Origin of the sequence: Achromobacter sp. B7 (assembly GCF_003600685.1) — a bacterium.
In the GTDB taxonomy this organism is placed as follows: Bacteria; Pseudomonadota; Gammaproteobacteria; order Burkholderiales; family Burkholderiaceae_B; genus Achromobacter; species Achromobacter spanius_B.
In genome coordinates, this window is record NZ_CP032084.1 from 3,363,226 (window position 1) to 3,380,621 (window position 17,396).

Consider the following 17,396-nt stretch of genomic DNA (forward strand, 5'->3'; position numbering starts at 1 on the left):
TCAGGCCCTCTCGAACACGGCCGCCATGCCCTGGCCGCCGCCTATGCACATGGTTTCGAGCCCATAGCGTTCGCCACGGCGCGACAACTCGTGCAACAACGACGTCATGATGCGCACGCCGGTCGCGCCCACGGGGTGGCCCAGCGAAATGCCGGAGCCGTTCACATTGAAGCGGTCGGGGTCATTCCAGCCCCAGCCCTTGGCGCAGGCCAGCGCCTGGCAGGCAAAGGCTTCGTTCAGTTCCACCAGGGCCATGTCGTCAAAGCCCAGGCCGTTGCGGGAAAACAGTTTCTGCACGGCAGGCACGGGCCCGATACCCATGTGCGAGGGCTCGCAACCGGCGGCCGCCCAGCTGTGCAAATAGCCGATGGGTTCAAGTCCCAGCGCTTCAAGCTTGTCTTCGGCCACGATCAGGCAGGCCGCCGCCGCGTCGTTCTGCTGGCAGGCGTTGCCGGCCGTCACGATGCCGTCTTTCATGATGGGCTTAAGGCGTGCCAGCTGTTCCAGCGTCAAGTCGCCGCGGATGCCTTCATCGCGCGATACCACGATGGGCTCGCCCTTGCGTTGTGGCACGCACACCGGCACCAATTCGTTTTCGAATTTGCCGGACTCCCAGGCGGCCAAGGCGCGCTGGTGGCTGCGCAGCGCAAAGGCGTCGGCCTCTTCGCGCGTGATGGCGTAGTCGCGCGCCAGGTTCTCGGCGGTTTCTATCATGCCGCTGATCGTGCCGAAGCGCGACACAGGCTGCGAGCGTTCGCGGCCGCGTTCCAGCCGATCGTGAAAGCGGACTGTGCCCGCGCGCTTGCCCCAACGCATATCGGTGGTGTAGTACTCGACGTTGCTCATGCTTTCCACGCCGCCGGCCATGACCACGTCGGCCACACCGGTTTGCACCATCATCGCGGCGGTGGCGATGGCTTGCAGGCCGCTGCCGCAACGCCGGTCCAGCTGCATGCCCGCAACCTCGACGGGAAAGCCCGCTTGCAAGGCGACCCAGCGGCCCGTGCAGGGCACTTCGCCGTTGGCGTATGAATGCGCGAACACCACATCTTCAATGCGGGCCGGGTCCAGCCCGGTGCGTTCGATGATGGCGCGGGCAACGGTGGCGCCCAGCTCTTCCACGGGTACGGGGCGCAACGCGCCTCCGAATGCGCCGATGGGCGTGCGTAGGGGGGATACGATAGCGGCGCGTTTCATGCGGCCTCCTGGAGATGAGATCGAATCGGATCGAAGCAATGTCTGCGCGGTGCGATTGCCGCGCGCAAGTCCGGCGAAGCGTGGGCGTCAGCCATGTTCATGTCCCTGCCGCGCATCATGCAGCGCGTCCGGGAACCGGGGCGTTTCCTTGGCCAGAAAGGCGCGCACACCCTCGCGGGCTTCCGCCGAGGTAAATGCGCGCTCGGATAACGGCAGGGCGCGCGCAATCGCGCCGGCTTCCGTGTCGTCCCAGCTGTAGCCGATGGCGGTCTTGCACAAAGACATTGCCAGCGGCGGCCGTGCGCCCAAGGCGCCCGCCAAGGCCAGGGCCTGGGCCTGCGCCTGGCCCGCCTGCGAAACCCGGTTGACCAGGCCCCACGCCAGCGCCGTCGCGGCATCAATGGGCTCGCCCAGCAGCATCATTTCCTTGGCGCGCGTCACACCGATACGGCGGGTGACCCGTACCGGCCCACCACTGCCCGGAAACACGCCCAGCTTGATTTCAGGCAGCGCAAAACGCGCCGCCGGGTCCGCCACGATGAAATCGCAGCACACGGCAATTTCCAGGCCGCCGCCGAACGCCACGCCATGCACCGCGGCCACCGTGGGCTTGGGAAAGTCAGCCAGCCGCGCGAACACCCGGTGCTGAAGCTCCAGCTTCTCGGGGCCGATGCGTCCGGGCTGCATCAGGGGTTGGAATTCGGCAATGTCCGATCCCGCGCAAAACGCCCTGCCCGCGCCGGTGAGCACCACGGCGCGCACGCGGGGCTCCACGGCCAACGCGTCCAGCGCCTGGCCCAGCGCCACCGTCAAGCCTCGGAACACCACGTTCAGCGGCGGGTTGTCCAGCGTCAGCACCGCGACGCCGTCGTCGCGGATGTCGCAGCGGATGGGCATGTAATCAGCCATAGCGACCACCCGTGACGTGCAGCACCTCGCCCGTGATGAAGCTGGCCGGCTCCGACACCAGGAATGCCACGGCGTTGGCAATGTCCTCGGGCTTGCCCACGCGTTTGATCGGCTGCATCTGCACCGCGCGCTCCTTGATGGTGTCGTAGGTGGGCAGCGCCTGCACCATCTCGGTTTCCATGAAGCCCGGCGCCACGCAATTCACCGTGATTCCATAGCGCCCTTCTTCGATGGCCAGCGCCTTGGCCATGCCGATCAGGCCTGCCTTGGCGGCCGAGTAATTCGCCTGCGTCGGGTTACCGAAATGCGCGCGCGAACTGATATTGACGACGCGGCCCCAGCCTTGGTCAATGAAGTGCGGCATGACCGTCTTGCACGCCAAAAAGGCACCTTTCAGCATGACTTCCATGACCAGGTCCCAATCCTGCTCGCTCATCTTGACCAGGTATTTGTCGCGCGGAAAGCCCGCGTTGTTCACCAGGATGTGGACGCCGCCAAAGGTGGCGATGGTCTCGTCGACCAGGCGCTGCACGTCAGCCGCCTTGGTGATGTCGGCCACGATGCAATGCGCCTGCAAGCCGTCGGCGCGCAGCGCGGCGGCGGTGGCTTCGGCCTGCTCGGCCAGGACGTCGGTGATCACCACACGCGCGCCTTCAGCGGCCAGCTTGCGGGCGGTGGCCGCGCCCAGGCCCCGGGCGGAACCCGTGACGATGGCCACTTTGTCGTTGATCTGCAGATCCATAACGGTCTCTCTTTATGCAAGGTAAGGCGCGCGCGGCATCGCGTGCGCGCGGATTCAGTCGGACAAGTCGATGCGGCCGGAACCCAGCACGACGACGCGGCGTTCCATGGCGGTGGTGCGCAGCGAGACGACGCCACCGTCGCGCCACATCTCGGTGCGTAAGGTGTCGCCCGGCAACACCGGCGCGGTAAAGCGCACCCGCATGCCGCGCACGGCACCGGCGTCATAGCCCAGCAGCGCGCGCAGCACGGCGTGCATGGCCACGCCCATCGTGGCCAGCCCATGCAGGATGGGCCGCTCAAACCCCGCCGCGCGTGCCGTGGCCGGGTCCGCGTGCAAAGGGTTGGCGTCACCGTTCAGGCGATACAGCAGCGCGGCCTGCGGCAAGGTGGCCAGGTCGCAAACCGCATCCGCGGCCCGGTCGGGCAATACATGCGCGGGCAGCGGCGCGCGGCCATGGGTTGCCCCCTGGGTTGCGCCGAACCCGCCGTCGCCGCGCAGCATCGTGGTTTGCGTCACCGTGGCCAGCAGCTCGCCGCTGGCGCCGTCGACGATGCGCCGGTCTTGCAGCATCAGCGCTCCTTTTTCGGCGCCCTTGTCGTGCAGGCCCACGATGCGGTTTTCGCCGACGATGTGGCCGCTGGCGCGCAAGGGGCGTTGGAGTTCGATGTGCTGTTCGGCGTGCACCAGCTTGCGCCAGGTAATTCCGGTGTCGGGCTGGTCTGCCCAGAATCCGAAGTAGCCCAGGATGTTCGCCAGCGTCGGCAAGGCGCAAAGCCCGCCTGGCGCGTGTTCGTACACATAGCGAAGCTGGCCGGCATCCAGCGGATCGGCGCCCAGGCCGCAACCCAGCGCATACAGCACGGTGTCGCATTCACGGTAGCGATGCGAACGCGGTTCGAACGGCCGGTTCAACAAGAGGTCGGGATTGATCGGCATGATGGCCACCTGATCAGAGCGTGCCCGGGCCGGGGCCACGGGCAACATCCGCGCGCGCATCCCCGTCGGCGGCCAGTTCGATTACCGCGTCCACGGCATAGGCCCCCTGCCCTGCGGGCAAGGCGATCACCGGGTTGAGGTCTATCGATTGCAGGCGCGGCCCGGCCTCGTGTGCGAAGTGCGACAAGCGCGACAGCATGATGGCCAGTGCCTTCACATCAGCAGGCGGCTTGCCGCGCGCGCCTTGCAGCAGCGGCGCCCCTTTGATGGACAGGATCATCTGTTCAGCGGTGTCGATGTCGAACGGGCAGCGACGCAGGACGACGTCCTTCATGATCTCGACGAAGATGCCGCCCAGTCCGAACATGGCCACCGGGCCAAAAACCGGATCGCGCTGGGTGCCCAGGATGCACTCGACGCCCCCCGACAATTGGCGCGCGACCAGCACGCCTTCAATGCGTGCATCAGGTGCCGCCGTTGCTGCACGCTCCAGCAACCGGGCATGGCCCGCTTGCACCGCTTGCGCGTTTGCAACGTCCAACAGCACGCCGCCGATTTCCGACTTGTGCAGAATGTCTGGCGACAGGATCTTCATGACGACGGGGTAGCCGATTTGTTCCGCCGCCGCGACCGCCGCTCGGGCATCGGCGCACACGCGCTCTTCGGCCACGGCGATGCCGGCCTGCGCCAGGATTTGCTTGGCCGTGGCTTCGCTGGGCGTGGCGTCGGGCAGCGGGATCGACACGGGCGTGGATGGCGTCTTCTGCCCAGCCGGCCGCGCAAACGCAGCGCCGAATCGTCCCATGGCTTCAATGGCAGCCACGGCGCGGGCGGGGTCTTCGTAGACCGAGAACCCGTCGTCTTCATACTGTTGCACCCGTTCGCGCGAGGCCAGAATGCACAGCACGAACAAGCGGTCCGGATGCCGCTCACGCACAGCGTTCAGCTGCGCGCGCAGGCCGTCGGCAATCGATGCCGCCCCAACGGTGTAGGTGAAGAATCCAAGAATGGATTGATAGCCGCCCTCTTCGACCACGGCATCCGCGAAGCGGCCCGCAATGGACAGATCGTTCATGAACTGTGCAGTGCAATCCACAGGATTGCGCGGCGCGCAGAACGGAATCAGCTCCTTCAAATGCCGTTGCGCGGCGGCAGGCATTTGTGGCATGGGCAAACCACACAGCTCGGCCGCGTCCGACACGATCACGCCGGCCCCGCCACTTACCGTGATGACGCCCAGGGAATTATGCACGGGGTAAATGCGGCGGGTAGCCAGCCGCGCCACGTCCAGCATGTGTTCGGTGGACCGGGCGCGCACCACGCCGTGTTCAGCCAACACGGCGTCCGTCACGGCGTCGTTGCCGGCGATGGACGCGGTATGCGATTGGGCGGCCGCGCTGCCCACTTCACTGGTGCCCACCTTCATCATGACCACGGGCTTGCGGGCCAGCCGCGCGGCTTCCAATGCGGCCAACAAGCGCTGCCCGTCGCGGATGCCCTCGGAGTACACGGCGATGACGTCGGTGTCGGGATCATCGACAAATGCCTGCACCATGTCGCCCAGGCTGATGTCGCTTTCATTGCCGCTCATGACGCAGGCGGACACGCCGATGCCGTAGTCGTGCGCAAGGCCCAGGATGTGGCTGCCATAGGCCCCGGACTGGCTGGCGATTCCGACGCGGCCTGCTTTGGGAAAACCGCTTTCCACCACCGACGTAAAGCTGCCGTAGAACCCGATGCGAGGATTCAACACCCCCAAAGAGTTGGGCCCAAGCAAGCGCAGCCCGTAGCGGCGCGCGGCGGCGATCATGCGGTCTTGCAGCGCCGCGCCCTGCGCGTCGGCCTCGGCAAAACCGGCCGAAAACACGATGGCGACACGCGTGCCGCGCTTGCCCAGTTCCTCGACCACATCGGGCGCCAGCCTGGCGGCCACGGCCACGATGGCCAGGTCGGGCGTTTCCGGCAGGTCGGCCACGCTGGCATAGGCGGGGACGCCTTGAATAGTGGAACGCTTGGGGTTCACGGGCATCAGCCGGCCCTGGTAGCCCTGCTGGCGCATGTAGGCAATGGGGCGGCCGCCGATACGCAACGCGTCGTCGGAAGCACCAATGATGGCGATGGATCGTGGATGGATCAAAGACGCCAGGGCGTGACGGTCAGACATGAAGGAACGACTCCGGATTGAATGGCGGGTCAGGCGGCCGCAATGATGGCGACCGCCCGGCATGGCTTACTGGACGGTGGCGCCCGACGCTTGGACAACCGGCGCCCAGCGCTTGATCTCGGATGCGATCTGCTTGTCGAACTCAGCCGGCGTCGACCAGCTGGCGGGGAAGCCCTGCGCGTCCAGGCGGGTCTTGATGTCGGGGTCGGCCAGTACCTTCTTCAGTTCCGCGTTCAAGCGGTCGACGATCGGTTGCGGGGTGTTCGCGGGCAGCATCAGGCCATTCCAGACCTCCGCGTCGAACCCGGCCACGCCGGATTCCGCCACAGTGGGCACGTCGGGCAACAGAGGTGACCGCGCCGTTCCCGTGATCGCAATGGCCTTCAGGCGGCCGGACTGCACCTGCGGCAATGCCGAGAACATCAAGTCCAGTACGACTTGCGTATTGCCGGCCATCACGTCCGACATGGCTGGCGCGCTCCCGTTGAACGGCACATGGGTCAGCTTGATGCCGGCCTTGCTGGCCAGTAGTTCGGTCGTCAGGTGGGTGGACGAACCATTGCCCGCGCTGGAAAAGAACATTGCGCCTGGCTCGGCTTTCGCGCGGGCGATCAGGTCCTGGATATTGTTGATGCCCAGCTTGGGGTTGACCATCACCAGCATGGGGCCGCTGGACAAGCGGCTTACGCCCATCAGGTCCTTCGTGATGTCGTAGCGCAGGTTCTTGTATAGCGACGGATGAATGGCGTGCCCGGTCGTAACCAGCAGCAGCGTGTAGCCGTCGGCCGGCGCCCTGGCCACGCTTTCGGCGCCGATGTTGCCCGACGCGCCTGCCTTGTTTTCGACGATGACCGGTTGCCCCAGTTGTTCGCCCAGCTTCTTGCCGACCAAGCGCACGACGATGTCGTTGGTGCCGCCGGGCGGATAGGGAACGATGATCTTGATGGGCTTGTCGGGGTAGTCCGCGGCCTGTGCGGCGGCATGTGCGGGGGCAAGCGGCAAGGCGGTGGCGGATAGCGCGGCAAAGCCAAATGCAATGGCGGCCGACACGCGGCGGGCGAGTTTCATAGGGTTGTCTCCAGGTGTTATGACCGCGCCGTCATGGACTGCGCAAGTGCTGTTTTAGGTGCCCATCCTAGAGATGCCACCCATACTTGATCAAATACTTTGCATGTACACTTCTATTCATTCTGTGTATACCTGGCCGCCGGCTGGGTCCGCGTCGCCCCCGCCCTGCCCCGCCTCACAAGGTCGATCACGATGGAACTGCGTCAACTCAAACAATTCGTGGCGGTTGCCCAGACGCAAAGCTTCAGCCGCGCCGCTGAACGCCTGTTCATGGCGCAGCCGCCGCTGTCGGTCGCCATCCGCAAGCTGGAAGACGAAATCGGCGTGGCTCTGCTCGAGCGCGGATCGCGCGGCGTCAAGCTGACACCGGCCGGGCATGCGGCGCTGGCCGCGGCGACCAAATGCCTGGATAGCGCGGCCGATGTCATCACCGCTGCGCGCCAGGCGGCCAACGGTGAAAGCGGCGGCTTGCGCATCGGCTTTATCGGGTCCCTGACCTTCAGCCTGCTGCCGCGCCTGATCCAGCATTTCAGCCGGCGCTATCCCCACATCAAGCTGGACCTCAGCGAATCGACCAACCTGGGCCTGTTGTCGATGATCGACGCGGAAACCGTGGACGTCGCCTTTGTGCGCGAACCGACCACGCATCCCAGCAACATGGTCTTCGAACCCATTTCGCGCGACGTGTTCTGCGTGGCCATGCCCGCGGATCATCCGCTGGCGCGCAAGCAGTCGCTGTCGCTACAAGAGTTGCGCGATCAGGATTTCATCGGCTATACGCCGTCTCGCGTAGGCGGCCTGAACGCCGCCGTTATGCATTTGCTGCGCGAAGCCGGCGTGTCGCCGCGAGTGACGCAGGAAGCCGTCCAGGTGCAAACCGTGGTGGGACTGGTGCGCAGCGGCTTGGGCATCGCGCTGGTGCCCTCGATCAACGCGGAGTTCATGCCGGCCGACGTCGAATTCCGGCCCCTGAACGACTTGCCCGAATCGTCCAACATCGGCATCGCGCTGGTTTATCGCGAGCGCGACACCAATCCCGTCATCGCAAGGTTTGTCGCCAGCATTCAGCAAAGCATCGCGGACCATGGAGCGAGTTTGCAGCGCTAAGCCGCGATGCGTTCCCGACCCATCCCGTTGCGGTCGGCGCTTCCCAGCGTTGGAAGGCCCGCCGCCCCCACCGGGTGCGCCGGCGGCATGCCCACGGCAGGTAAACTCCCGCCTTCCATTTCATGGGACCTTTCTATGCCCCCAACACAGCGTGTTGCTCTTGTCACCGGCTCAACGTCAGGCATCGGCGCCGCCATTGCGCGCCGGCTGTCCAAAGACGGCTACGCAGTCGTTCTGCACTCGCGCAGCTCGGTGGACGTGGGCATCTCCATGGCGCGCGAACTGGGTCTGGCGGCTTATGTGCAAGCCGACCTTGCCCAAGACGCAGACCGGGTCCGCCTGGTGCACGAAGCCGTGGCGCAATGGGGCCGCTTGGATGTCGTCGTGAACAACGCGGGCATCAGCCGCGTGGTGCCGCATGCGGATATGGCAGCAGCCACCCCCGACATCTGGCGCGAGTTGCACGAGGTCAATGTCATCGCGCCGTTCCGTATCATCGCGCTGGCCGAGGCCGCACTGCGCGCGTCCGCCGCAACCGGCACACCGGCCTGCGTGGTCAACGTCAGCTCGCATGCAGGCGTTCGTCCCAAAGGCGCGTCGATTCCCTACGCCGCAACGAAAGCGGCGCTAAACCACGTCACGCGCTTGCTGGCGGTCTCGCTCGCCCCGGATATACGCGTGAACGCCATCGCGCCAGGCTTGGTCGATACGCCCTTGACCGCCGACTGGACCGCAGCCCAGCAGTTATGGCGCGAACGCGCACCGATGCGGCGCGCCGCGAAGCCGGAGGATATTGCGCAGGCGGTGTCGATGCTGGTTGAGTCGAACTATCTGACTGGGGAAATTCTGCTGTCGGATGGTGGGTTGAATCTGACGTGATCTGGGCAACGCCGTCTTGACGATCAACCCTCTGTACCCCGTTCCAGCGCCTCTGCGAACTTGCGCATCAGACGTACCAAGTCCGTGATGTCTTCGGCGGCCCAGTCCTGAAAGATGCCTTTTGCCAGGCGCTCGCGCGCCTGATCAAGCTTGTCGGTCACGGCCTTGCCCTCGGATGACACTACCGTTTCGCGCATTCGGCGGTCGTCCGGATTTTCGTGCCGCATCACCATCCCCATGCGTTCCAGCTTGGCGACCTGGCGGCTAATGGTGGTGTAGTCCCTGCCAAGGCGATCCGCCAGATCGACCACGCCGATCGGCCCCACCCGTTCAATCACCACCAAGAGGCGAAACAGCGCCTGGTCCAGTTGCACGCCCGCTTCCGCGATCAGGCGTTCGTCGTTCCTGGGGCGGTTCATCACGCTCACGATCGTGATCAAGGACCGATGAAGGTCCTTCAGCTGCGCAGAGATATGTGTATCTTGCACTTTCTTTTTGGTGACCATAGACTCCCCTTTTAATGTGTGCATATTACACATACTTGGAGAGCGACATGCGTGACCCCGTTGACGTCCTGATCTGCGGTGCCGGCGCTGCCGGCCTGACCCTGGCAATAGAACTGGCGCGGCGCGGCGTGCGCTTTGCCCTGATCGAAAAACTCCCTTCCCCCTTTGCGGGCTCGCGCGGCAAAGGGATTCAACCGCGCACCCAAGAAGTATTTGAAGACCTGGGGATCCTTGACCGGGCCATGGCCGCCGGTGGCATCTACCCCACGATTCGCAAATACTCGGCCGACGGCAGTCATGAGGATCAGGAAGTCACGACGGTTGCCGAACCTACGCCAGCCGAGCCCTATCCGCTTCCGTTGATGGTTCCGCAGTTCAAGACCGAAGCGATCATGCGAGAGCGGCTGTTGGAACTGGGCCGTGCGCCGGAGTTTGGTGTCGAGCTGATCGGGATGGAGATCAACGCCGACGGGATTGAAGCCGTGCTGGCCACCCCGGACGGGAAGCAGAGGGTCCACGCCCGCTATCTGGTGGGCGCCGACGGCGGGCGCAGTCTGGTGCGCCGCACGCTGGGCATCGGCTTTCCGGGCAAGACGTTAGGGGTGCGCGCCATCGTGGCCGATGTCGTGCTGGAAGGCTTGTCGCGTGATAGGTGGCACCAGTTCAACGGTCATGGCGCGGGCCCCCTGGCCATCTGCCCGCTTGCAGGCACCGACCTGTTCCAGATCCAGGCGCCGGTCTCTCTTGAGGGCGACGTCGACCTGTCCGCTGCCGCGCTGACGAAACGCGTTGCCCTGCACACCGCGCGCACGGACATCACGGTCCACTGCGTTGCCTGGTCTTCGACCTACAACATGAATGCCAGGCTGGCCGATCATTACCGGGATGGCCCCGTGTTCCTGGTCGGCGATGCGGCGCATGTCCATCCGCCCACCGGCGGGCAAGGCTTGAACACCAGCGTGCAGGACGCCTACAACCTGGGCTGGAAACTGGCCGCCGTACTCGCTGGCGCGCCCGAGGCGCTGCTGGAGACCTACGAAGCCGAACGCCGGCCCGTGGCCGCGAACGTGCTCGGCCTGTCCACCCGACTGCTTGCGGGTTTCAAGACCGGGGACAACAGGCGGACCCGTGAAGTCCAGCAACTGGACATCGGGTACCCGACGTCGCCGCTATCGCTTCCGTTGCAAGCTGACAGCCGACTTGAGCCGGGCAGTCGCGCGCCCGATGCCGTTGTGCGCGGCGCGGGCGGCAGCCCAACGCGGTTGTTTAACCTGCTCAACGGCACGCACTGGACCTTGCTGGTCAACGGCGCATCAACCTTTGCGCCGCGCGCAGGCTTGCACATCCACTGCATTGGAGACGGCCTGGAGATCGAAGACCCTCTGGACCAGTTCGCCAGCTTCTACGGGTTGGCCAAGGGGGCCGCCGCGCTGATCAGGCCCGACGGGTATCTGGCGGGCGTCTTTGCCCGGGATAGCGCCGCCGTGCTGCAAGCGCACCTGGATCGGTACTGCAAGATTCTGTGAAAAGACGCTGGCGTCGTGCCGGCAAGGTGGACAGGCTGCCGGGCCGCGCCAAGCACAACGCCGCGCGACCGCCTCGATATGAACGTTCATGGAAGTTCAGCGCGCGTCTCGGCTGGCGCCTGGGGGCAGACCGGTAACGCGCTTGAACGCACGGCTGAATGCTGCTTGCGACGTATAGCCCAAGCGCTCGGCTACCGTGTCGATCGGCAGCCTGTCGTGCGTCAGCCATTGCCTGGCAAGACGCATCTTCAACTCGTTGGCGTAGCGCAGCGGTGGTGTTCCCACCGTTGCATGAAACCGCTCGGCAAAAACAGAGCGAGAAATATTGCACTCGCCCGCCAATTCGGCCAGTTTCCAATCTCGGGCGGGTTGGCGGTGCAAGGCGAGGATGGCGCGCGCAAGCCGTGGATCCCGCAGCGCTGCGGCCAGGCCGGAGGCATTGTCGCAACCGCACTCGATCCATCCCCGGACAATCATCGCGGCGACCACTTCGGCCAGTCGCGCCAGAATGTCCGCGAACCCCACGCGTCTGGAACAGATCTCGCCTTTCATCGCGGACAGAATCGAGACCATGCCAGGAAAGCGGTCGCTGTCGGCGTTCACGCACATGACATCCGGCATCAATTGCCCCAAGGCCCGCATGCCGCCAAGGTCGAATTCCATGCAACCGTAAAAGAAGATTGCGCTGGGGACGCTGCTGGTACTTGGACACGCATCCACGTCGGTGACGGAATTGCCGATCAAGGCGGCTTCAAGCGTATCGATATCCTGCAAGTCCGCGTCCTCGGCGGAAAGCCATTGATGAGCTTGCCCATGGGGCAGAAACACCGCATTGCCGGCACTCAATTCGTGCAAGCCGCCCTCAGCGGTGCGTAGTACGGCCGAGCCCACCGCCAAGTAGTAGAAGAAACCGTGGCCGGCCTTCGCGTCAATGCTTAGTCCAAAACTAGGCCCGGTCTGCACCCGCCGGTACTGCACCCCGCGCAGACGCATTCCGGCAAGCAGCTCACTAATCAAGTGCGGAGGAAGCGCGTAATTCTGTGAGGCCAGCATCGGATTTTCTATCAAAAACTTAGTACGCCGCATCATAGATCATCCCAAGCACACGTCCTAGACTGCACTCACTGATTTTTTAGGATGAGTGCAATGCGTAGTGTTGTTGATGTTTCAAACCCCGAAGGTTCAGCCAGCCCGGGGGACATTGAGCCGGTGTCAGCGGCATGGACCGCAGTGTTCTCGCTGGCGATGGGTGTATTCGGCCTGTTGACCGCGGAGTATCTGCCGGCAAGCCTACTGACGCCCATGGCAGAAGCTCTGCACGTATCAGAGGCCATGGCGGGACAGGCTGTGACGGTGACTGCGGTGGTGGCGTTATTTGCAGGCTTGCTGGTGCCCGGTCTTACCCGCAGCCTCGATCGCCGTACGGTGCTGCTGGGCTTTTCCACTTTAATGATTGTGTCCAACCTGCTGGTTGCGGCGTCGTCGCAGATGTGGGTGCTGCTTTTGATGCGCGTTCTACTTGGAATCGCCCTGGGCGGGTTCTGGAGCATGGCGGCGGCTGTCGCCATGCGACTGGTGCCGACGGCGCTCTTGCCACGCGCGTTATCGATCATCTTCAGCGGCATTGCCGTGGGCACAGTGGTCGCCGTGCCGTTGGGTAGCTATCTTGGTGGCCAGTTTGGATGGCGCAGCGCCTTTGTCGCCGCTGCGGCGGTGGGTGTATTGACCCTGGCATTCCAATGGTTCACGTTACCGAAGATGGCGCCGCGCCGGCCCGCGCGCCTCCGAACGATCTTGGACGTTCTCTTGCGGCCCGGCATCGCGCTTGGCATGTTGGGCTGCATTCTGGCGCATACGGGCCATTTCGCTCTCTTCACCTATATTCGGCCGTTTCTGGAAAGCACCGCCGGCGTGGGAACGAACGGGCTGGCGCTGATGCTGCTTGGCTTCGGCGTGGCGAATTTCGCGGGCACCATGCTCGCAGGCTGGCTGATGCAGCGCAGCTTATCTGTGACCTTGGCCCTCATGCCGGCCCTGGTCGGTGGCAGTGCCTTGGCGATGGCGCTTTTCCCCGCGTCCCTACCGGGTCAGGCAACGTTGGTTGCGGCATGGGGCCTCGCGTTCGGTGGCGTGCCGGTTGCATGGTCAAACTGGGTCGCGCGCGCCGTGCCGGATCAGGCTGAAAGTGCCGGCGGAATGGTCGTAGCGTCGGTGCAGTCCTCAATCGCCATGGGCGCCGCGGCCGGCGGTGCCATGTTCAGCCTGACAGGCATTGAGGGCGTTTTTGTTGCGGGAGGCAGTGTCATGCTGCTTGCCGGCTTGTTCATCTGGATGCGGGTAAAAGTACCCGCGCCTTCGATCAGAGCAGCCGCAACACCCGCCATTCATCTGTGACCCTGCCGCCATAAAGAGCATCCCTCGTTGCCCAAGGCAGCTTGTGTAGCTTGTGTAGCTGCCTTCGTCTCGGTTCGGATCATCTTGGCGACTCGACACTTGTCGACGTTATGATGCGTCCGACCGATCGAATGGAAAGTCCAGTTGCCCACCGCCAACACAACAATGTCCAACCAAACACATGCCCGTTTTTCTCAAGCACAACCCAGTCGCGGTACGTAAAGGCAAGGTCATCGTGGTGGGCGGCGGCATCATGGGCGCGTCGGCAGCTTGGCATCTGTCCAAAGCGGGCGCATCCGTCACGTTGATCGAACGTGCGCCCGATTGCCTCATCAGTGCAACCGCCTGTTCTTTCGGCTGGGTCGGTGCCAGCGCCAGCACGCCTTCTGACAACCAAGCAGCGTTCGCTGAAAGATTGAAGGCGCTGGAGGAGTTCGCGTATATCGAGCACGAGCTCAGCCCGCTGCCCATCGCAGCGCGCGGCGCGCTTCTCTGGCGGTCCACCGAGGACGAAACGGCAGCCATGATTGCAGAGCATCGGGCCGCCGGCACCCGAATCGAGCGGCTCACTCGGTCCCAAATTGCCGAGAAGGAACCGACGATTTCGAATCCACCATCGCTCGCCGCCTGGGCACCAAGCGACTTCGCACTGGAAGCGGGCGTATTGGCACGCCAGCTGCGGGCAGGAGCGCAGGCCGCCGGGGCTTGTGTCCGCCGGGGAACGGTTCAAGCCGTCAATGCCGCGGGAAATCGGATCACGGGAATCGTTGTGGACGGAGAGGAATTTCCGGCCGACATTGTCGTGCTCGCCAATGGCTATCGCTCGCGCGCCCTTGCTCTGACGGTCGGCGTGGACCTTCCGATCTATGAGTCGCCGGCAGTGTTGCTTCGATTCGGTACTGAAGTTGCCGGCCTTCGTCACCTGGTTTGCGCGGAAGAAATGGAGCTGCGCCCATCCTTGGGAGGCGGCCTAGTTTCTGCCGCTGACTATCCAGATTGCGGCGAAACCGGCCTTCCCGCACTAGCCGCGCAAACCGGAAACGCGATTTCCCGACTGTTTGGGACCGCGGCGGCGCCTTTCCTGCTTTCCATAACCGCTGCGATGCGTCCTATGACGACCGACAGCAAACCGCTTTGCGGCCAGGTGGGAAGAATCGAGGGCCTATTTGCATTGGTCGGACATCCCGGCGTAATCCTTGCGCCCCTGCTTGCTCGCCGTTGCGCCGAAGCGGTTCTGCGTTCTTGATTCGGAATTGATCGACATCGACGCGGAATAGTCACGCACTACCGGCGTGCCGGTCGCGAAATTCGATTGATTCCACGCACTGCCCGGCAGCACGCCAAGCCTGTATCCCGCCAATTAAATATCTGGCGTCGATGCCCATCGCCTGAAGGGTGGCCGCCAGCCCTTGGCTAAGTTCGTGGCCTTCGGCGCAATAGACGACCACGGCCTGCGTGTTTGCTATCGTGTCTTTCCAGTCCAGCCACAAAGCGGGGTCAAGCCATTGGCCTTCAGGGATTGACACCCCATCCTCCATGCGCCTGAGCTTGCGTCGCACGTCTATCAACGTATGGGGAAACCCGGCGCTGCGCCAAAGCGCAAGTTCCGGAATGGATATGCTTTGCATGATGGACTCCTTGAGCGGGCTTAATGCATCAGCGGGTAAATCGCCAGGCCGATCAGCGCCGCGCCCGTCACGATCATCGGTTCGGGCAGTTTTTTAAACCGTAACAACAGCAGCACCGCGGCCATCGCCAACATCAGTGTCGGCATATCGACGATTGTGCGTCGGGCGATAACGATGACTGCGCCCGCGATAGCGCCGATTGCCGCGGCCGTCACGCCGTCAACGAATGCGAGGACACCGGGCAGTTTTCCGTACTTTTTAAAATAGGGTGCTGGGACGATGGTGAACAGATAACAAGGCAGAAAGGTGGCCAGCGCCGCCACACAGGCCCCGGGAAAACCGGCCACCAGGTAGCCGATGAAACCCACCGTGATAACGACGGGTCCCGGCGTGATCATGGCCACCGCTACGGCATCCACGAACTGCTTGTCATTGAGCCAGTGAAAGTCGGTCACCACGCCGCCATAGAGAAACGGCACGATGGCAAGGCCGGAACCAAAAACGAAAGCGCCCGCCTTGGCGAAGAACAGTCCGATCTGCCAGAGCAGCGGCCCATCCAGCGTAGTTAGCGCCGTGCCCGCTGGCGCGAACATCGCGGCCGCTGCCGGCAGATGGCCGGACTTCAGCCACTGGGGCGGCGCGCGCCAAAACCAGACGAGCAGGCCGGCCGCCAGAAACAGCCAGGCTATTTCAGACTCGGTGATAACGGTTACGACAGCCAGCACCAGATAGATGGCCCACAACAGCTTGTCGCGGCCCACGCTCTTGGTAGTGAGCTTGTAGCCGCTGATGGCAATGATGCCGATCACGGCGGCGCTCACGCCGTAGAACACCGCTTGCATCCAGGCCAGGCCGCCGAAACGCACGTATGCCCAGCCCAGCGCAACAACCATGAAGAACGATGGTAGGACGAAGGCGATGCCCACCAGCGTGGCGCCAAGAATGCGGTAGTGCACGTAGCCGAGGTAGATGGCAAGCTGCGCGGCCAGAGGGCCTGGCGCCAGTTGGGCCAGCGCTAAACCTTCCTTGTAATCGCCGTCCGTGATCCAGCCCCTGCCCTCGACTAGATCGCGGTGCATGTAGCCGGCCAAGGCAACAGGCCCGCCGAAACCGATGGCCCCCAGCCGGACGAAATACCAGGCTAATTGCCAAAGGGTATAGCCAGGCGGCGAGACAAACGTCGCGGCGTGGTCGCGGGCGGATTCTTCAGCGGGATTCACGGTCGCGCTCTTGGCAAGGAAGGGTCATGTCTGACGCCCACCGGAGAAATGGGCGTACAGAGAATCCAGCACGGCGCCGACCTCGGCTAACAGGGCATCGTCGTCGGGCAGGCGCTTGCGCGCGCCGGCCAGCATGGCCTCGAAACCGGCAGCTTCCGGCGCGGCGGCGCCGCCGACGTCAAGCCCATGCACCAAGGCGCCCAGACGTGCAAGGCCCCGGTTGTCTTCCAGTCCGAAGCTGGCAAGCAGCACCTCGAACGACACCCTGTCGCCCACGTGTGTGAAAGTGGCACCGTCGAAGTCAAATCCCAGGGCATCAGGCGGGCAGTCGACCGGGTTCTCGATCCAAAGGAAGCGCGCGGACGGGTCGATGAAGCGCTGGATCAGCCAGGCACTAGCGACCCGGTCTACCCAGACATGGCGCCGGGTCGCCCAGAGCCGGCCCCGGTAATGCATGGGATCGCGGCGCGCGATGCTTCCCTCCTGGGCGACATGAGGTTCGCCGGGCGACAGAAGGGATTCGATGGCATTGGCGAAATCGCGCTGCTGGGCTTGAGCGCGCAGCGAGGCTTCGCCCGGGAAGAAATCGATCCGCTGCAACGCCAGGTAGCTGCGTTCGTGACGGCGCAACAGGCGGTTCAGTTCCGGCCCATTCAAACCGGCCAGCGTCTGGCGCGCCTGGGCCAGTTCCGCCAGCCAGGCTTCGTAGTCGGCCGAGCGGTCGAACAGCTGCTGGAACGAGGCGGACTCGTCGTTGTCGCGGGGCTGGACCCGCAGCAACCAGGCCTGGCCGCCTTCTTCAGTTGTTTCGGTGGCCAGATCGGCCAATTGTGCGGCTTGCTCGGCATGAGCCGGCAGCAGATAGGCGCCGTCGCGCAAGGCGGTGCAGCCCAGGGCCTTCAGCTTGCGCCAGATGCGCATGCGCGCGGTGGCACCGCCGGTGGGCAGGCTGACGATAAGCAGAAGCCACGAGGATGCGAGCGAGGTGTCCATGGGAAGCAGAATAAGAAGAGGTTGCGATCTCTGCAATCATGTAGAGATCGCTACAACGCTTTTTTCGCTTGCCCTGATTGGCGGCATGGTTTTCATGCCTGGATATCCTCCCGGGGGGGATATG

At 64.2% G+C, this 17,396-nt stretch carries 16 protein-coding genes; 5 read left to right on the top strand and 11 right to left on the bottom strand.

Translation table 11 applies throughout. The annotated features are described in order from the left end of the window. From DVB37_RS15025 to DVB37_RS15050, 6 genes are all read right to left on the bottom strand, one after another. Positions 1–1,197 (bottom strand): acetyl-CoA C-acetyltransferase, encoded by a 1,197-nt coding sequence (locus DVB37_RS15025; protein WP_120155992.1) that lies wholly within the window; start codon positions 1,195–1,197, stop codon positions 1–3. 87 nt (positions 1,198–1,284) lie between these two features. Beyond that, positions 1,285–2,106, bottom strand: coding sequence for an enoyl-CoA hydratase/isomerase family protein (locus DVB37_RS15030; RefSeq protein ID WP_240433882.1), 822 nt, complete (start codon positions 2,104–2,106; stop codon positions 1,285–1,287). After that, positions 2,099–2,848 carry a 3-oxoacyl-ACP reductase FabG gene (gene fabG / locus DVB37_RS15035; protein WP_104145261.1) on the bottom strand — a complete coding sequence of 250 codons (750 nt, stop codon included), beginning with the start codon at positions 2,846–2,848 and terminating at the stop codon, positions 2,099–2,101. Before fabG ends, DVB37_RS15030 begins: the two co-directional genes overlap by 8 nt. 54 nt (positions 2,849–2,902) lie before the next feature. Then, positions 2,903–3,787 carry a MaoC/PaaZ C-terminal domain-containing protein gene (locus DVB37_RS15040; RefSeq protein ID WP_120157509.1) on the bottom strand — a complete coding sequence of 295 codons (885 nt, stop codon included), beginning with the start codon at positions 3,785–3,787 and terminating at the stop codon, positions 2,903–2,905. Between the two features lie 13 nt (positions 3,788–3,800). After that, a complete protein-coding gene (locus DVB37_RS15045) occupies positions 3,801–5,951 on the bottom strand; it encodes an acetate--CoA ligase family protein (RefSeq protein ID WP_120155994.1) in 2,151 nt (716 codons plus the stop codon). A gap of 66 nt (positions 5,952–6,017) precedes the next feature. Then, positions 6,018–7,019: a tripartite tricarboxylate transporter substrate binding protein gene (locus tag DVB37_RS15050; protein ID WP_120155996.1), complete on the bottom strand. Its 1,002-nt coding sequence runs from the start codon at positions 7,017–7,019 to the stop codon at positions 6,018–6,020. A 192-nt stretch (positions 7,020–7,211) separates the two neighbouring features. On the opposite strand from DVB37_RS15050, the gene DVB37_RS15055 reads away from it, so the two are divergent. Both DVB37_RS15055 and DVB37_RS15060 read left to right on the top strand, forming a co-directional pair. Then, complete coding sequence (locus DVB37_RS15055; protein ID WP_046806400.1) at positions 7,212–8,126, top strand: LysR family transcriptional regulator; 915 nt, start codon at positions 7,212–7,214, stop codon at positions 8,124–8,126. A gap of 135 nt (positions 8,127–8,261) precedes the next feature. Further along, a complete protein-coding gene (locus DVB37_RS15060) occupies positions 8,262–9,005 on the top strand; it encodes an SDR family NAD(P)-dependent oxidoreductase (RefSeq protein ID WP_104145265.1) in 744 nt (247 codons plus the stop codon). Between the two features lie 23 nt (positions 9,006–9,028). Here DVB37_RS15060 and DVB37_RS15065 read toward each other — a convergent pair whose 3' ends face one another. Then, a complete protein-coding gene (locus tag DVB37_RS15065; protein WP_046806359.1) occupies positions 9,029–9,511 on the bottom strand; it encodes a MarR family winged helix-turn-helix transcriptional regulator in 483 nt (160 codons plus the stop codon). Positions 9,512–9,558: 47 nt separating this feature from the next. Here DVB37_RS15065 and DVB37_RS15070 point away from each other — a divergent pair, with 47 nt between their 5' ends. Next, positions 9,559–11,037: an FAD-dependent oxidoreductase gene (locus tag DVB37_RS15070; RefSeq protein ID WP_120155998.1), complete on the top strand. Its 1,479-nt coding sequence runs from the start codon at positions 9,559–9,561 to the stop codon at positions 11,035–11,037. Positions 11,038–11,133: 96 nt separating this feature from the next. On the opposite strand, the gene DVB37_RS15075 is transcribed toward DVB37_RS15070, so the two are convergent. Further along, positions 11,134–12,123 (bottom strand): AraC family transcriptional regulator, encoded by a 990-nt coding sequence (locus tag DVB37_RS15075; RefSeq protein WP_371683142.1) that lies wholly within the window; start codon positions 12,121–12,123, stop codon positions 11,134–11,136. A 60-nt stretch (positions 12,124–12,183) separates the two neighbouring features. On the opposite strand from DVB37_RS15075, the gene DVB37_RS15080 reads away from it, so the two are divergent. Together DVB37_RS15080 and DVB37_RS15085 are read left to right on the top strand one after the other, a co-directional pair. Further along, the gene (locus DVB37_RS15080) at positions 12,184–13,431 is read left to right on the top strand and encodes an MFS transporter (RefSeq protein WP_120156002.1); all 1,248 of its coding nucleotides are present in this window, start codon (positions 12,184–12,186) and stop codon (positions 13,429–13,431) included. Positions 13,432–13,612: 181 nt separating this feature from the next. Next, a complete protein-coding gene (locus tag DVB37_RS15085; protein ID WP_120156004.1) occupies positions 13,613–14,677 on the top strand; it encodes an FAD-binding oxidoreductase in 1,065 nt (354 codons plus the stop codon). A 31-nt stretch (positions 14,678–14,708) separates the two neighbouring features. Here DVB37_RS15085 and DVB37_RS15090 read toward each other — a convergent pair whose 3' ends face one another. The 3 genes from DVB37_RS15090 to DVB37_RS15100 are packed head-to-tail and all read right to left on the bottom strand — an operon-like array spanning position 14,709 to position 17,272. Further along, positions 14,709–15,059 (bottom strand): rhodanese-like domain-containing protein, encoded by a 351-nt coding sequence (locus tag DVB37_RS15090; RefSeq protein WP_104145276.1) that lies wholly within the window; start codon positions 15,057–15,059, stop codon positions 14,709–14,711. A gap of 20 nt (positions 15,060–15,079) precedes the next feature. Beyond that, positions 15,080–16,279: a chromate transporter gene (locus tag DVB37_RS15095; protein WP_120156006.1), complete on the bottom strand. Its 1,200-nt coding sequence runs from the start codon at positions 16,277–16,279 to the stop codon at positions 15,080–15,082. A gap of 24 nt (positions 16,280–16,303) precedes the next feature. Then, positions 16,304–17,272 (bottom strand): chromate resistance protein ChrB domain-containing protein, encoded by a 969-nt coding sequence (locus DVB37_RS15100; protein ID WP_120156009.1) that lies wholly within the window; start codon positions 17,270–17,272, stop codon positions 16,304–16,306. Between the last annotated feature and the right edge of the window lie 124 nt (positions 17,273–17,396).